This is a genomic window from Pseudarthrobacter defluvii, assembly GCF_030323865.1.
Classification (GTDB): domain Bacteria; phylum Actinomycetota; class Actinomycetes; order Actinomycetales; family Micrococcaceae; genus Arthrobacter; species Arthrobacter sedimenti.
This window is the reverse complement of the sequence record NZ_CP066362.1, coordinates 4,146,607-4,164,178: the sequence shown is the minus strand read 5'-3', so window position 1 is coordinate 4,164,178 and position 17,572 is coordinate 4,146,607. Positions and strand designations below refer to the sequence as shown.

At 65.9% G+C, this 17,572-nt stretch carries 13 protein-coding genes and 1 riboswitch; of the genes, 9 read left to right on the top strand and 4 right to left on the bottom strand.

The window, feature by feature from the left end; genetic code table 11:
* Positions 1–52 precede the first annotated feature (52 nt).
* Positions 53–2,296 carry a PKD domain-containing protein gene (locus tag JCQ34_RS19360; protein ID WP_286400551.1) on the bottom strand — a complete coding sequence of 748 codons (2,244 nt, stop codon included), beginning with the start codon at positions 2,294–2,296 and terminating at the stop codon, positions 53–55.
* A gap of 430 nt (positions 2,297–2,726) precedes the next feature.
* Between JCQ34_RS19360 and JCQ34_RS19355 the strand changes: the two genes are divergently transcribed.
* The 7 genes from JCQ34_RS19355 (at position 2,727) to JCQ34_RS19325 (ending at position 12,065) form a co-directional block, all read left to right on the top strand.
* The gene (locus tag JCQ34_RS19355) at positions 2,727–3,626 is read left to right on the top strand and encodes a glycosyltransferase family 2 protein (protein WP_350310821.1); all 900 of its coding nucleotides are present in this window, start codon (positions 2,727–2,729) and stop codon (positions 3,624–3,626) included.
* Entirely contained in the window at positions 3,619–4,623 is a 1,005-nt protein-coding gene (locus tag JCQ34_RS19350; RefSeq protein ID WP_286400549.1) for a glycosyltransferase family 2 protein, read from the top strand. Before JCQ34_RS19355 ends, JCQ34_RS19350 begins: the two co-directional genes overlap by 8 nt.
* Positions 4,620–5,918, top strand: coding sequence for a glycosyltransferase family 2 protein (locus tag JCQ34_RS19345; RefSeq protein ID WP_286400548.1), 1,299 nt, complete (start codon positions 4,620–4,622; stop codon positions 5,916–5,918). The genes JCQ34_RS19350 and JCQ34_RS19345 overlap by 4 nt, the downstream gene beginning before the upstream one ends.
* 91 nt (positions 5,919–6,009) lie before the next feature.
* Positions 6,010–8,223 carry a hypothetical protein gene (locus JCQ34_RS19340; protein ID WP_286400546.1) on the top strand — a complete coding sequence of 738 codons (2,214 nt, stop codon included), beginning with the start codon at positions 6,010–6,012 and terminating at the stop codon, positions 8,221–8,223.
* Positions 8,204–9,034, top strand: coding sequence for a glycoside hydrolase family 16 protein (locus tag JCQ34_RS19335; RefSeq protein ID WP_286400545.1), 831 nt, complete (start codon positions 8,204–8,206; stop codon positions 9,032–9,034). The genes JCQ34_RS19340 and JCQ34_RS19335 overlap by 20 nt, the downstream gene beginning before the upstream one ends.
* 50 nt (positions 9,035–9,084) lie before the next feature.
* Positions 9,085–11,058 carry a hypothetical protein gene (locus JCQ34_RS19330; protein WP_286400543.1) on the top strand — a complete coding sequence of 658 codons (1,974 nt, stop codon included), beginning with the start codon at positions 9,085–9,087 and terminating at the stop codon, positions 11,056–11,058.
* Positions 11,055–12,065: an aminoglycoside phosphotransferase family protein gene (locus tag JCQ34_RS19325; protein WP_286400541.1), complete on the top strand. Its 1,011-nt coding sequence runs from the start codon at positions 11,055–11,057 to the stop codon at positions 12,063–12,065. The genes JCQ34_RS19330 and JCQ34_RS19325 overlap by 4 nt, the downstream gene beginning before the upstream one ends.
* Positions 12,066–12,113: 48 nt before the next feature.
* Here the strand turns inward: JCQ34_RS19325 and JCQ34_RS19320 are convergent, their stop codons facing one another.
* The 3 genes from JCQ34_RS19320 to JCQ34_RS19310 all read right to left on the bottom strand — a co-directional run bounded on the left by JCQ34_RS19320 (position 12,114) and on the right by JCQ34_RS19310 (position 16,058).
* On the bottom strand, positions 12,114–13,601 hold the full coding sequence (locus tag JCQ34_RS19320) for an oligosaccharide flippase family protein (RefSeq protein ID WP_286400539.1): 1,488 nt from the start codon (positions 13,599–13,601) through the stop codon (positions 12,114–12,116).
* The gene (locus JCQ34_RS19315; protein WP_286400537.1) at positions 13,598–14,809 is read right to left on the bottom strand and encodes a glycosyltransferase; all 1,212 of its coding nucleotides are present in this window, start codon (positions 14,807–14,809) and stop codon (positions 13,598–13,600) included. Before JCQ34_RS19315 ends, JCQ34_RS19320 begins: the two co-directional genes overlap by 4 nt.
* A 133-nt stretch (positions 14,810–14,942) precedes the next feature.
* Positions 14,943–16,058 (bottom strand): glycoside hydrolase family 16 protein, encoded by a 1,116-nt coding sequence (locus JCQ34_RS19310; RefSeq protein WP_286400535.1) that lies wholly within the window; start codon positions 16,056–16,058, stop codon positions 14,943–14,945.
* 4 nt (positions 16,059–16,062) lie between these two features.
* A riboswitch (cyclic di-AMP (ydaO/yuaA leader) is annotated at positions 16,063–16,209 on the bottom strand.
* A 378-nt stretch (positions 16,210–16,587) separates the two neighbouring features.
* Here JCQ34_RS19310 and rpsF point away from each other — a divergent pair.
* Together rpsF and JCQ34_RS19300 are read left to right on the top strand one after the other, a co-directional pair.
* Positions 16,588–16,893, top strand: coding sequence for a 30S ribosomal protein S6 (gene rpsF / locus JCQ34_RS19305; RefSeq protein WP_013602900.1), 306 nt, complete (start codon positions 16,588–16,590; stop codon positions 16,891–16,893).
* Positions 16,894–16,963: 70 nt separating this feature from the next.
* Positions 16,964–17,539: a single-stranded DNA-binding protein gene (locus JCQ34_RS19300; protein ID WP_141158852.1), complete on the top strand. Its 576-nt coding sequence runs from the start codon at positions 16,964–16,966 to the stop codon at positions 17,537–17,539.
* Positions 17,540–17,572 lie beyond the last annotated feature (33 nt).

Here is a 17,572-nt window from a genome sequence, read left to right as displayed (position 1 = left end):
CCGCTCCTGTATTCAGTTGTCTATTTAGTTGTCTATTCAGTTATGAGTTCCATTAGGCCGCCGGCTTGAGGGCTGCCCGCCAGGCGGCCACCGCCCTGGCGGCACTGAGGGTCCAGGTGGCTGTTCCGCTGGCGCCCGCCGTCGGCTGCGGTTTGTCCGCTTGCTCGGCGATCTGGCCGGCCGCAGCCTCCCACCGTTCGGTCCATCCGGACGGGGGTGTGACTACAGGGGCGCTGCAGTCGCATGCCACGCCGCCAATCAACATCGCGCCGTTGGTGGCAGTGGTGATACTGCCCACCGTGATGCTGGTGGCTGAGTAGCTGGTGTCAGCAGCGGTAACCACGGAGCTGTCCAGCGGCGTGGTGTTGTTGACGCCGCGGTAGGCGGTGATGCCGCCGCCCCACTTGGCAGCGGTGCTGAGGGCCCAGTTGTACGTTGCCGGATCCCCGGCACCTACCACCTTGTAGTAGGCAAACGCCCGCGCCCCGGAGGTTGACGTGCTGTTGATGGACTTCGCATTCACCATGGTTGTCCAGCCGGCCGGTGCCGTCAGGTTCGGATTCAGGTCCGTGGTGATGGAGGCCACCAGCACGTCGCCGGCTGCGGTGCCCGCGGGTACCGGCAGCGACGCCGTGGTCACAGCGGTCCCGGAGTTTGCGGTGCTGGAATTCACAACCGTGATGCCGCCGGTTGCGGGCGGCGGTGCCGTGCCCACGGTGATGGTGGTGCTTGCAGAGGACGATCCTGCGCTGTTGGTGGCCGTCAGTTTGGCGGTGTAGGTCCCCGCCGCCGCATATGAATGGACTGGATTCTGCGCGGTGGACGTGCCGCCGTCGCCGAAGTCCCACGCCCAGGACGTAGGCGTATTAGTGGACGTGTCCGTGAACGTGACGTTCAGCGGAGCAGCACCGGACGTCGGGTTGGCGGTAAACGAAGCTACCGGCGCCTGGCCCGCGGGCGGCGGGGTGCTGCCCAGGGGGCGGTCCGAGAACCAATAGCGCTTGGCCACGTTGTCGCTGGCCATGACCACCAGCCCGGTGGCGTTGTTCACGCTCTGCTTGCTGGTGGTTACGTCGTTGATGTTCGACGACGATGCCGCCTGCATGATGGGCGTCCCGCGGCCGGAGCCGAAAACAGGATTGTCCATGGATGCGGTCTTCTCATAGATGCTGCCCGCGACGCCGGAGTAGGCACAGCCCGAAACCGAGGTCGGCGGAGCCGTGTGGAACGCCCGCACCAGGTTGTTCTGGGTGTCCAGGATGATCTGGGGGCGGGATACGCAGTCGCCGGTCTTGGCGATCGTGGACTGCGTGAAAGCTCCCGTGCCCGGCTTGAAGACCAGGAGGATCTCCTGCGGCAGGGTCTTGTCGCTTGAGATGTCGTTCAGGCTGGTCTTGACCGCCGCGAAGACCCGGCCGGTGGTATCTGCCTGCAGGGTCTTGAGGTTCAGGTGGTCATCGGACTGGCCGTTACCGCGCAGTGCGGGCTGCAGTTTCCAGGACGCGTTGGCGGCATCTGAGTCCTTGTGGGTGGCCCACCAGACGGTGTTCGCCTTATGGTCGCTCCACATCACCCCGATCTGTCCGTTGCCGAAGGCGACCACGGCGGAGATGTCGTCCGGGGCAGGGTTCGGGTTGCTGACCGGAAGGACGAAAGGTGTCCCCCAGGAGGCGCCGCTGTTGGCGGCGGCATTCATGTACACCGTGTTGGTGTATCCCGACGTCGAATTCCCGCCCACCTGCGTCCAGGTTGCCCAGACCCGGCCCGTGGTGTCCTTGTCGATCGTCATGGATTCACTGGAATTGTTGGTGATGGTGGTGGGGAAGCCGCTGTCCAGCGTGTACTTGCCGCCGGCGTAGCTGTACCGGTAGAGCTTTGCCGGTGAGTTCGAAAGTGAGGGCTTGGGGGTGCCATCGCCGGTGATGGTCACAACATGGGAAGCGATGTAGAGATGGGATCCGTCCCACATCGTGTCCGCCAGCGTGCTGGCCCTGGTGTCGTTCACAACCCCGGTGTCCACCCAGGTCTTTGAGGCCCGGTCCAGCCGGTAAATGCTCCACCCGGTTCCGGACTTCCACATGTCCGCCCACCAGGACCCGTCATTCCACCACAGCTTGCTTTGCGGCTTGTCGGACGTTGGCGGGTTGGAAACCCCTGAGTAGGCCATGCCTTGGGTGCCGTAAACGGTGTCCGCCACGGCCGGCCCGGGTAGGCCGAGGATGGAGGCTGCAAGAACCAGTGCGACGGTGAGGGCCTGGCCCGTCCGGCTAAAGAAATGTCTGCGTCTGAGCTTCATAAGGGAACTCCTGGGGCTTGGGAAACAGTCGGGGAACGTCTGCCCATAGGCCCAGTCACGATGAGCTCTCCGCCCCCAAGTACCGAGAAGCGTATGCCCGCACTCCTACTGGGGCAATGCCGTTGCCATACCTAAAAAGGGGTTTTTCCCTATCCCCTACCTAACGCTTTTTGGGGCCGCAGGATCCCCTATACCTAACGATTTGCGCCGTAAGCCACCCCTTTACTTGCCTAACAGGGGGTAAACCCCAGGTGAAAAGCGAGTACCTACTACTCGTGATACCCGCATTAGGTAGGGGATAGTCTTCCGGAACGGCCAGAGGATTGGCGATGGGTTGCTGGGGGACAGCGACCAGACCATGACCGGATTAAGCGTTGGTGCCGCCGCCATAACGGCCGGCGGCATTGTCAAGAATCCGAACTGTCATGAAGTGGTGAGGCAATTGTCGATTTCGCCCCAACTTCCAGCTCTGTTTTCCGAGCCGGGAATTCTATCTCCACAGGCCTCAATCAGCGTGGTCATTCCGACGCTGAATGAGGAAAAAAACCTCCCCTGGGTTCTCCGCCGGATGCCCGCCTATGTGGATGAGGTGATCATCGTGGACGGCCGCTCGCAGGACAACACTGTTGAAGTGGCCAAGGCACTGCGCGCTGACGTGGTGGTGGTTAACGAAACCCGAAAGGGGAAAGGTGTAGCCCTCCGTGCCGGCTTTGCAGCCGCGACAGGGGACATCATCGTGATGCTGGACGCTGACGGGAGTATGGACCCCCAGGAGATCGGGTGGTTCGTCGCACCGCTCCAGCATGATTTTGATTTCGTGAAGGGCTCCCGGCACGTTACCGGTGGCGGGTCCGAAGACCTGACCCGGCTCCGCAAGGCCGGCAACCGGGCGCTGACCGGACTTGCGAACGCTGTGCTGCACAGCAATTACTCGGATCTCTGCTACGGGTACATCGCCTTCCGGCGGGAGTGCCTGGAGGTGCTGGAGCTGCAGTCCGACGGCTTCGAAATCGAGACCGAACTCATTGTCCGGGCAGCCAGGGCCGGCCTGCGGATCGCCGAGGTCCCCAGCCTCGAGCTGGACCGGATTTCGGGGGCGTCCAACCTCCAGACGTTCCGCGACGGGTGGCGGGTCCTGCACACGCTGGCCCGGGAATGCACCCTTTGGGAGGCACCCACGGCAGGAGCCCGCCCGGAAGCACTCCGCCGCGTGAAGTACACCTACTCCAACGTCCGCTTCCCCAGGCTCCCCGTGGATCCGCACAGCGTCCTCGCCCCGGCCGTGAAGCAGGAAGCCCTTGTTGCAGCGGCGGTGGGCCAGCATGCTTGACCGTGCCAAACCCCTGTCCGTGTCAGTGGTGATCTGCGCCTACACCTCGGAGCGGTGGGGCATGCTGCTGGACGTCATCGAATCAGTCCGCAACCAGACCCTTGCCCCGGACCAGATCCTGGTGGTCATCGACCACAACGAGGACCTGTACGAGCGCCTCATCGAGATCGTCGACGACGTCACGGTAGTTGAGAGCACCGGCCTGCCCGGGTTGTCCGGTGCCCGCAATACGGGCGTTGGGCTCGCCGAATCGGACATCGTCGCTTTCCTTGACGACGACGCCGAGGCGGCCTCGGATTGGCTCGAGCGCCTGGTTGCGCTGTACGACGATCCGGACGTGCTGGCGGTGGGCGGGAAGGTGGTCCCGCTGTGGGAATCCGGCCGGCCAGGGTACTTCGCCGAAGAGCTGGACTGGATTGTTGGATGCAGCCACCGCGGCTTGCCCCGTGTGGCTTCGGAAGTCCGCAACGTCATCGGTGCCAACATGTCCTTCCGGCTTGAGGTGCTGCGGCAGGTGGGTGGCTTCAACCAGTCGCTGGGCCGCAAGGGCACTTTGCCGCTGGGATGCGAGGAGACCGAGATCTGCATCCGTTCCCGGATGGGCTCACCGGGCTCGCGCATTGTCTACGAACCGGCGGCACTGGTCCGCCATCACGTTCCCGCGTCCCGCGGAACCTGGCGCTACATGATGTCCAGGTCCTGGTCCGAGGGATTGTCCAAAGCCCAGGTCAGCCAGCTGGTGGGCCACAAACGGGCACTCGGTCCGGAACGCCGTTATGTCCGCAGCGTGCTCCCTCGCGCAGTGTTCACCGGCCTCACATCGTGGGGGCGGGATGGCAGCCCCGACGGGCTGGGCCGTGCCGGTGCCGTCATCGCCGTCCTGGCGTGCACCGCTGCCGGGTACTTCCGCGGGCGTCGGCTCCAGCATTGGACCGGGCCGGAAGAAGAGGATCAAGTCCTGGTTGTAACCGGTGGGCAGTGGAGGGAAGTGCAATGAGTGAAGGCGCCAGCCAAGTGCTTGAGGAGCTCCGGGGCGAGGCACTGATCCTGGTGCCCGCCATGGAGTCCCCGTTGCCGCCGGCCTGGCCGGGGGCGCGGTGGATCGGGTCCGTGGATCTGGAAGACCTCGCGGACTGTTCGCGCTTTGAACTGGAGAACCATGCTGGATACGAACGGGCACGGCTGCTGGTGCGCGCGTCGGGGGCTGTGCGGGGATTCGTCGATGTGCCGTCGCCGGCGGGAATCGTGGATCGGGCTGTCTTCGAGGACGCCCTGGCGGCCCTGCCGCCAGTCCCATCATTCCCGCCGGCTGTGAGTGCCCCGCACATCACTGTGGTGGTGTGCACCAGGGACCGTACCCAGCAGCTGCGCGGGGCCTTGATGACAATCCTGGCCCTGGACTACCCGCGCTTCGACGTGGTGGTGGTGGACAACGCGCCGGCAACGCGCGCCACAGAGGAACTAGTCCGCCAGGAGTTCCGGGACCAGCGGGTACGGCTGGTGACGGAACCCGTTCCGGGCCTCTCCCACGCCAGGAATACCGGCCTGCGCCACGCCAAGGGAGACCTCGTGGCTTTTACTGATGACGACGTGGTGGTGGACAGGTCCTGGCTGCGGGAAATCGCAGCGGCATTCGAAGCCGTGCCGGGAGCGGCCTGCGTGACGGGGCTGGTCCCGGCGGGAGAGCTCCGCACTCCCGCCCAGGGCTACTTTGACTCGAAGGTCAGCTGGTCACGGAGCCTGGTCCCGCAGGTCTACTCGCTGGCAAACCCGCCCGCTGCACTGGCCAAATTCCCCTTCAGTCCGGGAGCATTCGGGACGGGTGCCAACTTCGCACTGCGGCGACAGGCCGCCCTCCGACTCGGCGGTTTTGATCCCGCCCTGGGGGTAGGCACTCCCACGGGCGGCGGCGAGGACATCGACATGTTCACCCGGGTCATCCTCGAGGGGCACGCGTTGGTGGTCCAGCCGGCCGCCATCGTGTGGCACCGCCACCGGGACGGGCTGGAAGACCTGCGTGTGCAGGCCCGGGGCTACGGCAATGGCCTCGGGGCGTGGATGACCAAGGTGATGATGGACCCCCGTACTGCACGGCTGGCACTTGCCAGGAGCTGGGGGGTAGGGCTCGAGTTCCTGAACCGCCGCCCACAGCCCATCCAGCCTGCCCTCCAGGGCTCCCCGGTGCACAGCTCCCTCGAGGCCCAGGTCTCCAGGCTTGTCTGGCTGCAGCTGCTGGCTGTGGCCTTCGGGCCCTACAAATATCTGCAGTCGCGCAGGGCTGCGGGCAGTTAGGACAAGCAGCTAAGACAACACAGTCCACAGCGGCGGAGCGGGGAGACCCGCTCCGCCGGCGGCAAGAGCAACATCCAGGAGTTGAAACAGTATGGCGCTTCTTATCAGGGGTGACGTGTCCGGCCCAATGCACTCCCGCACTTCCCGCCGGCGCAGGCCAGGCTATCCGGAGTACGTCCTGGCCCTGCTGGGTGCATTGACGGCGGTCCTGATCCTGTTCGATGCCGGTGGCGAATCCATGGCCGGAGCCAAACTCCTGGTATGCCTTGCCGTCCCCGGCTGGGCGCTGGTCCGGTGGCTGCGCCACGTGGATCCCGTTGCCCGCTTTGTCTTCACGGTCGTCGCCGGCGCAACCGCTTTCGCCCTGACTGCCGCCGTCATGGGGTGGCTCCAGCTCTGGAATCCCCGGCCCGCCGCCGTCGGAATCCTGCTTGTGTCCGTGACCGTCCTGCTGGTCCCCGGGCCACGCGATGCCTGGCAGGCTCCTGCCCGGCTGCCGCGTCCGCAGCTTGCCACTTATGCGCCCTGGCTGGTCCTCCTGGCGGCCATGGTGCTGTGGGCAACCACACTGGAGTCCACAAACCACCATTTGGGGGACTATGGCCTCCTGACAGCCTTCCCGGCCGCCTGGTACATTTCGCTGGCCCTCGTAGTCGCCCTGTGCATCTGGAGCGTTGCCCGGCCGGGCGCGCACTCCGGGTGGCTCGCCGGAGCTTCAATCACCGGACTGGTGGTCATCCTCTACTCTTCCGCCGGCCTGCTGGCCGACGTCCCCCGGCTGCCCTGGACGTACAAGCACATAGCAGTGACGGACCTGATCCAGACCACCGGCCAGTTCGATCCAAACATTGACATCTACAACCGCTGGCCCGGATTCTTCCTGTTCAGCGCGTTCCTGGGAGAATCCAGCGGCTACAAGGACGCCCTGTCCTACGCCGGCTGGGCCGAGCCGGTGTTTGCCCTGATGAACGTGGCCCTGGTGCTTGCGATTGCCAGGACTCTGACAAAGAATCCGCGGATTTACTGGACCAGTGCGTTGGTTTTCGCGCTCTCCAACTGGCTGAACCAGAACTACTACTCCCCACAGGCGTTTGCCTACACCCTGCACCTGACCATGTGCCTGGTGATCCTCACGTTCCTTCGTGGCACGCCGGCCGGGTGGGTTCAAAGGCTTGAGGACAGGCTCGCCAACCGGTTTTCCAGGTCTGCGCCGGAGCCGGAGGAAATCAAAACCTACACCGGCCGGCAGCAGGCGCTGGCAATCGTGGCGGTCCTGGTCCTGCAGGCGATGATCGTCATGAGCCACCAGTTGACGCCCTACCTTGCCATCCTGGGGCTGCTTCCCCTCTTCCTGGTGCGCTACTTCAAACCGGCCTGGGTGGCGCCGGCGCTGCTGATGATGGCCTTGCTCTACCTTCTTCCGAACGCCGAGTTCGTGAAGGACAAGTACGGCCTGCTCAACAGCTTCGATATCTTTGCCAATGCCGGCTACAAAGCCGCCAGCGGGACACCGGGCCCGTCCCTCCTTTCCGGGCGGTGGCTGGCACGGGAAGCCCTGGCGTTGTCCCTGTTCACCGCACTGCTTGCGGGGCTCGGATTCATCCGCAACTTCCTTCGCGGCAACGTCCGCACCACCTTGATCGTGGGCACGTTTGCGGCAACTCCGATCATCGGCCTGTTCGGAACGTCCTACGGTGGAGAGGGCAGGCTCCGGGTCTTCATGTTTGCCCTTCCGTGGCTTGCCATCGGTGCAGCCTGGCTGTTCTGGTCCGGCAAGCTTCCGGGCAGGAAGGCAGTGGTGGGTGCCGCGTCCGCGATCTCCGTCATGGCCATCATGTTCACCACCGTGTACTTCCAGAACGAAGCCAACGTCCGGGTGCCGGCAGCCGATGTATCGGCAAGCCGCTGGCTGGACTCGAACGTTCAAAAGGGCGACGCGGTGGTGGAGACAAACTACCACTTGCCACTCCTGGTCGGGCCGCACTATTCCTTCTACCTCCGCAGCGGCCAGCTGGTTTCGGTGGCCTCAAAGCTGCACAACACGGGCCAGCCATTCACCGGGGATGACATGCTCACCTACGTCGACAAGACCAGGGCAGCGGCGAAGATGCGGCCCTCCGACCGGGTCTTCGTAGTGGTATCGGACCTGCAGCAGCGGACCTCCACAGGCGTTCTCCGGCAGTTCCCCAAGGATGTCCTGGTACCCCTTGAGCACGACTTGGACGTCGCAAGGGGCAGCGAGCTGGTCTTTGAGAACAAGTCTGTGCGGATCTACGAGGTTACCCGTGCTGACTGGGGAAAATAGCGGGCGGGTGTACCAGGTGTCGCTCGTCACGGTAACGTCGTTGTCCATCGTCGGGGCCGCCTTGCTGGCCCTCCATGGCGACTCCTCGCGGATCACCAATGCGCCCAGGGGGGATCTTCCTTCCTGGCGGCAGACCATGGTCCAGGATTTTGACGTCCCGGCCCCGCTGGGCGCCGTGGGGCAGGTGTACGGGCCGGACATGCGCGGGTATTCGGGATTCTCCGATTCCTCGGGCTACGGCACGTACACCCCGGACGATGTCCTTTCGGTCCACGATGGCTACCTCGATTTCTACCTTCACTACTCGAACAGCAGGCCCCGCGTGGCCAGTGTGATTCCGTTCGGGTACACGGGCCAGACGTATGGGCGGTATTCGGTGAGGTTCCGCTATGACTCCACCCCCGGCTACAAGATCGCCTTCCTCCTGTGGCCGGCCAGCGACAACTGGAATGAGGGGGAAATCGACTGGCCAGAAGGAGCCCTCGACGGATCCCTCTACGGGAACTCCGCCATCAAGGGGACGCGCACGTCCACGGGAATGCAGTTTGATCCCGGAGATAAGAAGTATTCATCGTCCCAGCCCGGCCAATGGCACGTTGCCACGATCGAATGGAGCCCGGGACTGGTCCAGTGGTTCCTGGACGACGAGCTGGTGGACCAGACAACCAAACCGAAGGGCGTGCCGCACACCCCGATGCGCTGGACACTCCAGGCGGAGACCGCCGATGACGCCACAAGCACCTTTCCGGCCACCGAGGTGGCCGGGCACGTGCAGGTGGATTGGGTGGTGCAGTATGCCTACACGCCGTAATCGAAGCAATTGCCGTGACCGCGGCCCAGAACACCTTGGGGGATTTCACCATGGATATCACCAGTGACCTTCCTGTTCCCGAAGAGCTGGGGGACATCGGCCGCCCGGCAGGGCAGCCGGTAGCCGGAAACCGGCAAATCCACCCCCGGGTGGCGGCCGTATTCCGCGTCTTTGAGGACGCCAGGCTGCCCTGGCTCCTGCTCCGGGGCGAGGACGACCTGGCCCAGCCGCAAGGGGATGTGGACATCCTGGTGGACCGGCAGTTCCTGCCCCGCCTGGACGGCTTGCTGGCGGACGCCGGCTTCTGCCGCGTCCTGGCATGGGGCCATGGCAGCCACAGGTTCTACTTCTGCTACTCCCCGGAGGAAGATGCCTGGATCAAGCTGGACGTGGTGTCGGAGCTGGCCTTCGGCCCCTACCAGCAGTGGCACACGCCGTGGGCGGCGCGGTGCCTGCGCCGCCGGATCCGCCACGGCTCCTACTGGTTGCCGGATGCGGCGGACCAGGCCTGGCTCCTGCTGCTGCACCTGTTCATGGACAAGGGCGACGTGGCGCAGGAGCGGCAGGAGCTGGCCCGCTCGGCTGCCAGGGTGGCGGCCGACGGCGGCAGGATCGCGGAGTCGGTCCGGCGGCGGGTGGGTGCCGGGCTGGCAACGGACATGCTGAACCTGGTCCTGGCCGAACGGTTCGCCGATGCGCCCGCCATCGCTGCCCGGATGAGGGCTTCGTGGAGCGGCGGCGCTTACGCCAGGCTCATCGCCACAGCCAACCGGACGCTGCGGCGGTCCGGCGCCCGGATCCAGGGCCATACCCCCTTGCTGGGCGTCATGGCCCCGGACGGGGCCGGCAAGACAACCCTTCTCAACGGCCTGCACGCGGATGTGCCGTTGCCTACCAAATACGTCTACATGGGCCTGTGGGGGGCCGGCCCCTGGGATAAGGTCCTCAACCGGGTTCCGGGAGGGCGTACGGCCAAGAAGGTCTACCGCCTTGTGCGCGGCGGCGTCCTGGCGAGGTTTTACCGCCGGATGGGCAAGGTGGTGCTGATGGACAGGGTGGCGTATGACGCCCTGCTCGCCGGACCGGGGGGCGGACCGCTGGCAAGCCTGAGCAATGCACTGGCAATGGCCGTGATCCCTGCCCCCGATGTACTCCTGGTGCTGGATGTGCCCGGCGCAGTCATGTTTGCGCGGAAGGGTGAACACAGCCCCGAACTCCTGGAATCGTGGCGGAACGACTACCTCATGCTGGCCGGGCGGCTCCGCGGCAGCAGGGTGGTGGATGCGGCGCAGCCGGCAGAGGCTGTGCAGCGCCTGGCCACCGGCATCATCTGGGACTCGTTCTCTCCTGCCGCCGGCAAGGGATCCCGGCATCGCCCTCCCCAGCCGGCTCCCGCCGTCGGGCCTCCTTTCCAGGCCGGTCCCGCCCCGGAACCCGGCGCCGCTGAGGCTCTGTCCCTGCATCTCTGGCGGCTCCTGGACTGGCGGTTCCTGCTTCCCGTACTGCAGCCCCGCACCCTCGGCTTCGCCGGGAAGGTGACTCCTGAGACAGAGTCCGCGCTGCGGTTGCTGGACCCGGACGCGGTCCGGCTGCCCACGCCGGGAACCCGGCCCGGCGGCAGGACCTGTGACGTGGTGTTGCTGGCCTCGCCCGACGCCGGCGATATGGAAAGCGCAGGATTGGCGCTGGAGCCGGGTGGCTGGATCTGTGTGGAGGCCGGCCGGTCCCTGCTGCAGCGCCCCGGTCCCCGCACCTTGAGGGGCTGGAAACGGACCCTGGAGCGCCACGGCTACCAGGATGTTGCCCTGTACTGGAACGCCCCCAACCGTGAGCGCACCGCAAGGCTGGTTCCGCTGGAGTCCGGCGTGTCCATCAGGGACACCCTGGCCCTGCGGAAGGACGTGCGCTTTGGGGCACTGAAAGCGGCTGCGGTGCGCATGGCCCTTGCGCTGCGCGTCTTCGACCTCCTGGTCCCCGAGGGCACCGTCACCGGGAGGCGGCCGGAAAGGAATGAGCAGCCATGAGCTTCGTGGAGCAGTTCCTGCGGGACCACTACGACGAGTTCGCCCTTGACCGGTACGGCCTGGGGAAGCGCTGGGAGACGCTGCTGCTGACCCCGCGCTTCGCCACCTCCCGGCACGTGGTGGCCCTGGTGTTTCCCTCCCGGGAAAGGGAACCCGCCCTGGTAGTGAAAGTCCCCCGCCAGCCCGGCGACAACAGCGGAGTGCGGCGTGAGGCCGCCATGCTTGATCAACTCTCGGCCGCCGTCGACAGCTCGGGTGGCGGAGTTCCGCGCCTCGTGGGGATCAGGGACGCGGGACCCTTTACGGTCCTCGTCGAAACGGCGTTGACCGGCATGCCCCTCGATCCCCGGACGGTGGCCGCGGACTTGCCGTCCGCCGTCGCCACCGGGACTGAATTTGTCGCTTCACTTCCGTGCACCCACGCTGCCACGGACAACGCGGACTGGTACCAGCGCGCCGTAGCCGCGCCCCTGGCGGCGCTTGAGGACCTTGCAGGGGATGCCCCAACACGTGAACTGGTTGAACATACACACCAACTCCTGGCGCCCCTGCGCCACGCTCAGCTGCCCGCCGTCATCGAACACGGCGACCTGAGCCACCCCAACCTGCTCATCAAGCCCGGCGGCGCCCTGCAGGTGATGGACTGGGAACGGTCCCTCACCGACGGCGTGCCCGGGCATGACCTGGTGTTCTACCTCCAGTACCTGAGCGAGTCCAGCGAACAGGCGTTCGCCAGGGAGGCCCAGCTGGCGGCCTTCGACAAGGCGTTCGGCCAGGGCGGCTGGGCGCTTGACCCGCTGTCCCGCCACCTAAGCATGAGGGGAGTGGACCAGTCGCTCCTTCCCCAGCTGGTCATCGCCACCTGGGCCCGGTCCACCGCTACGCTCGCCGACCGCCTGGCCCAGGAAGCGGAGGCGGATCCCTTACAGGGGAACGGGAAAGTCCGGGCCACCCTCCAGGCCGATAGGGACTTCTGGTTGTGGCGCCACGTGGTGGAAGCGGTTTAAGGGCAACAACTTCCCCGGCCCAGGGGGCACGAATTCAGGCAAGAAACCCTAGGAGGTCCGGCTTTCCGCCGCTCCTGGACTTTCGTGGTTGCGCCTGAACAGACCGAGTATCTCGTCGTGCAGCTCCCGGTAGCCGAACCGCAGCACCGCGTACACCAGCGTTACGCCGGCAACCACCATGACCGCCAGCGTGGGGACGGGTCCTAGCGCATGCCGCGCGAGGTTCAGGAGGCCCACCAGCCCCACCGCGGCGCCGCACACCAGGCCGGGTGCCGCGGCGCGCAGCATGCGGCGCATCCTGGTTCCCATTACTTTGGCGGCCACAGCCTGCATGCCGAACGCGAAGACCACGGCCACCACCATCTGGGCGCAGGCAACACCCACAATGCCCCAGCGGCTGGCAAAGATCAGCGCGGGGAGGAGGACCACCAGGCGGACCACGGAGATCCAAATGGAGAGCCCTGGCCTGCCCATGGCCTTGTAGACGTCATTGGCCCCGGCGCCAAGGGACCGGGCCGCCGCGTACAGGGCAAGGAATACCAGCGGCGTGACTGATTGCTCCCACTGCCGGCCGAACAGGACCGGTACCAGGACGGGGGCCACCACGGCCAGTCCTACGCCCGCCGTAATGCCGTACAGCGCCTGCACCGTGACACTTTTCAGGTACCCGTCCCGCAGCCGCTGCCGGTCCCCGCGGACCTGGGTGTACAGGGGGAACAGGACGGTGGAGAGCACGAAAAAGACGTTCAGGATCAAGGCTTCGGGCAGCCGGAAGGCGAGGGTATAGAGGCCTAAGGCCTGGGCGCCCAGGATGACGCCGATAACCAGGTAGTCGACGTCGAAAATCGCCCTGGCCAGCAAGGTGCTGCCGGCGACGGGGGCGCCGAAGCGGACGTTCTCGCCGATTGCGCTGCGGCTCACCCGCCAAAGCTGCCAGGGCGCCTCGTGGCGGATCAGGAACCAGCAGGTGGCGGCGTAGGCCACGGACCCGGCAGCTGTTCCGACGGCGAGCGACCAGGCGCCGTGGCCGGTGAAGGCCAGGTAGAGGGTCACCGTTCCCATGGTTGCGGCGCGGAGCACCGGAGCCGCCGTCAGCTGCCTGAACTTCAGGTCCCGGCGCATGATGGCCTCCGGGACGGCGCCGCACGCGGTGGCCAGCACTGAAACGCCCAGGACCTGGACCAGCGGGGCCACGCCCTCGAGCCCAACCACGTCCTCCACGGTGTCGGCGGCGAGCACCGCCGCCAAGGCCAGGCCCACACCCAGGGCAACGGAAAGCAGCAGTGCGGAGCGCGCTATGACGGGCGTCCTGGGAAGATAGACCAGCGCCTGCCCCACGCCGGCGTCAGCTATGGTTTCCGCATATGCCATGAGCACCAGTGCCAGGGCAACGAGGCCATATTCCGCAGGCGACAGGAGCCGCGCCAGCACCACCGTGGTGACCAGCACGATCACCCTGCCGGAGGCAAAGGCCATGCCTTGCCACAGGGCGCCCCGGACGCCCTTGCGTTCCAATTCCCCCGGAGCGTACGTCACGGTTGCCTGTTCGGTAGGGAAAGTGCCCCGGCCGGGGAAGACGCAGCAACAGCCGCACGGACCTCCGCCAGGTATTCGCCGGCGACGGTTTCCCAGGTCCGGACTGCGGTTCCTCCGGTGGATCCGTCCTGCGGCGCCCCTTGCCCTGGTCCTTGCGGTGGTTCCTGGGCAGCCCGGGGGAGTCTGAGCTGCTCCACCACCCTGCGGACAAGGGCGTCCATGCTGCCCTCAACGGCCAGCAGCGGATGCGCAGGCAGTTCCCTGGCGGCCACCGGCGTTGCCACCACGGGCAGCCCGGCTGCCAGGGCTTCCAGCACGGAGTTCCGGATACCCACGCCGTGTTCGTCCGGGAAGACCGCCACATCGGCCCCGTGGAATACGTCCAGGATGGAGGGCACGTTGGCCAGGACTTCCACCTGTGGGCCGGCCAGTGCCTGCACGGCCGGTGTGGGCCGGCGCCCCGCGATGACGAAGCGGGCGTCCGGCACCTCCCGCCACACCTGGGGCGCGATTCTTTCAACCAATACAGCGGCGCTGTCCACATTGGGGGCGTAGTTGAGGCTGCCCGCGAAACACACCACGGGTACATCCCGCCTCCTGCGGGGTCCTGTTGCCACTTCCGTTCCGTTGGGGATGCTCCTGACCGGCCTGCCCAGCTTGGCGGCCCACGCGGCAGCGTCCTGCGCCCCGACGGTCAGCAGCCGGGCTCTTGCCGGCAACTGCCGTTCAGCGCGTGCCGCCAACTCTTCACGCAGCCGGTAGGCGGGCCGGAACGTCCGCGCGATGGCGGTGTCCATGCCGGCCCGGATGGACCAGGGGTCCACCGTCTGCAGCACTAGCGGCCCGGTGATGTGGTGGGACAGGAAGAGGGCGTGCGGTCCGTGGATCAGCGTGGCGTCCTGGCCGGCGGACAGGCGGGCGGCGGCAGCGCGGGCGGAGGGTGTGGCGCGCCGCTGTTTTCCCAGGCCGGTGAGGCCGCCCAGGGACCGCACGAAGGCCGAAAGTTCTTCCCGCGGGGCCAGTTCGTACACCGTCTCACACCGGTTCCTGATGGCTGCCGGGACCGGAACGGGACCGGAGAAAGTCAGCAGCGTGACGGCAACATCGGCAGGAAGGTGCAGGATCACCTCGTACGGAATCATGGAGCTGCCATCCCCCAGTTCTGGATCCCGGTTGGGCACGCTTTCCGTCACGTACAGGAGCTTCATTGCAAGAGTGTAATGGATCACATCAAGGGTGGAAGGGTTGCTTTAGGCAACCTTGAGGGAAACCACAGGAAAAGCGAAAGGACGACGGCGGGAGGTCCCGCCGTCGTCCTTCATCACATGGGTGCGTGGCTGGCTACTGCCAGGCCCGCACGTAGTCCACCAGCATCTGGGACTGGGGGCCGTAGGCCGGGTTCGTTGACGAGGCGCCCACGTTCAGCACGATGTACTGCGGGGCGTTTCCGTCATTCGTGGGGTAAGACTTGACCTTGACGCCGTCGAAGTAGACATCCGACGAGTTGGCCATCCGGTGCAGGCCAAAGGTGTGGTATTCATTGGCCCAGTTCCCGCCGACGCCGCCCTGGTTCTGCGAGCCGGAAGTGGAATGGTAATTAACGGTCATCTTCGCCTGGAGCACCTCGGCGATGTCGTTCTCGCCGGTGGCCGGCCAGGACTGCCCCGTGGTCCAGAATGCGGGCCAGTTGAAGAGGCCATTGGCGTTTCCGGGGAACTTGATGCGCGCCTCCACGTAGCCGGTGGTGAACTGGAAGCCCGTGCCTGCGCCGCCCTTCGGGTTGGTCGACACCAACGCGCCGGAAGTGGAGGATGCCAGGCCCAAGGCAAGGTTTCCGTTGGCCACCGAGACGTTGGCGGGACTGGTGGAGACCTTGTTCATGGTTCCGCAGCCGGGGGAGAACCAGCAGCCGGACCACTTGGCGGTGTCCAATCCGGCGCCGTTGAAGTCGTCGGCAAACGCCAGGGTCCAGTTCCCGGGCACCCCGGTGGGCATCGGCGCGCCGCTGCTGGCCAGCTGGGCCGCGGCCGGCGCCAGGGCGATAGGGGCCTCGGGGGCGGCCGGGACGGCCGGTGCCGGCGGCTCTGCCGCGGCAGGAGCCTGGGGGAGGGACGGGCCCTGAGCAGGAGCGGCAGCCGGGGAAGGTGCCGGAGCGGGCGTGGCGGGGGCAGGGGCAACGGCCGGTTCCTTCGTGGGGACATCGCTTACCGGGACACCACTGCCGGTGTCGGAGGCGCTCGCCACCCGCGCCACATCTGTGGGGTTGGTGCTGTGGGCCAGGCCGAGGCCCAGGGAAGCCGCCCCGAGGAGTGCTGCGGCGAGACCGGCAGCGAGGGGCCAGGGCCGCCGCCCGGGGCCTGGTTTGGCCCCGGTGGAAGGATGAAGGGGGGCGTCGGCGGCGGTCTCTTTTTGATAACGGGGCGCTGGGTGGGCGCTGTTTTTGCGGTGTGCGGGCATGGGGAAGTTACCTCTCAACGCCTGCGGAGTTAGCTGTCGGGTTCGGATGAGGCATCCGGCCGCGTGTGCGGCTTCACCCCAGGGCAGGCGCAAGCCAGGCCCGTGAGACTTGGGTCCCCCGCCTCTGCCTGGAACTTGGTGGATCACCGGAAGCGGCAGAGCTGGGCGTCATCCGGGATTGGGGCCGGCTGGGGGCGGCCCCCGCTCGACCGTACACGAATGTGGCCCTAAAATCACAATTAGGTAACGGGACTCACGTCGCGGTTCTGCGGGAAGTGCCCCGACTTGGTGGCATCCGGCCCCTTTTTCCGGTTTTCCACATAGCGTCACCGGGGATGCCTGCTCAGACCGTCACGCGGCTAGCCTCGAGTCAGGCGCAAATCGCCTATCGGGTCCAAATGCACTAAGATAGTGAAGTCTGTGCTGCGCCTGCCTCCGTTCGGGCGGCAAGGCATTGCACGGAATCGCAAATGAACCTCCTGTTACGGAAATGCCGTAACCGCTTAGCCCAAAGGAGGTGGGTTCACATATGCGTCCTTACGAATTGATGGTAATCATCGACCCCGAGGTCGAAGAGCGTACCGTTGAGCCGTCGCTTCAGAAGTTCCTGAACGTCATCACCAACGATGGTGGAACCATCGAAAAGGTTGACATCTGGGGCCGTCGCCGGCTGGCTTACGAGATCAAGAAGAAGTCCGAAGGTATCTACGCCGTGGTGAACTTCACCGCCAAGCCGGAGACCGCCAAGGAACTTGACCGCCAGCTGTCTCTTAACGAGACCATCATGCGCACCAAGATCACCCGCCCCGAAGAGCAGAAGGTTGTTGCTGAGTAATTCAGCCGTCTTCATTCTTTACCCCGCAGGAAACGCACTCTTCACCCAGGATCGAACAAGGAGGCAGTAGATGGCAGGCGAGACCACCATTACGGTCATCGGTAACCTCACCAATGACCCGGAATTGCGGTTCACACCGTCCGGTTCGGCAGTAGCGAACTTCACCATCGCTTCCACCCCCCGCACCTTTGATCGCCAGTCCAACGAGTGGAAGGACGGGGAGACCCTGTTCCTCCGCGCCGCTGTCTGGCGTGAAGCAGCCGAAAACGTTGCCGAGTCCCTGACAAAGGGTATGCGCGTCATCGTGACCGGCAGGCTGAAGAGCCGCTCCTACGAAACAAAAGAAGGCGAAAAGCGCACCGTCATCGAGCTTGAGGTCGACGAAATCGGCCCCAGCCTGCGCTACGCCAACGCCAAGGTCAACCGCACCCAGCGCTCCGGCGGACAGGGTGGCGGCGGCTTCGGCGGCGGCAACAGCGGCGGTGGCTTCGGAGGCGGCAACTCTGGTGGAAACCAGGGCGGCAACTCCGGCGGAGGCTGGGGCGGCGGCAACCAGCAGGCTGCACAGGATGATCCCTGGGCCACACCCGGGGTGTCCAACGCAGGCGGCTGGGGCAACGGCCCCGATTCCGAACCTCCCTTCTAAAACCCAAACAACGGCCCGGCGCCGGGACTGCCA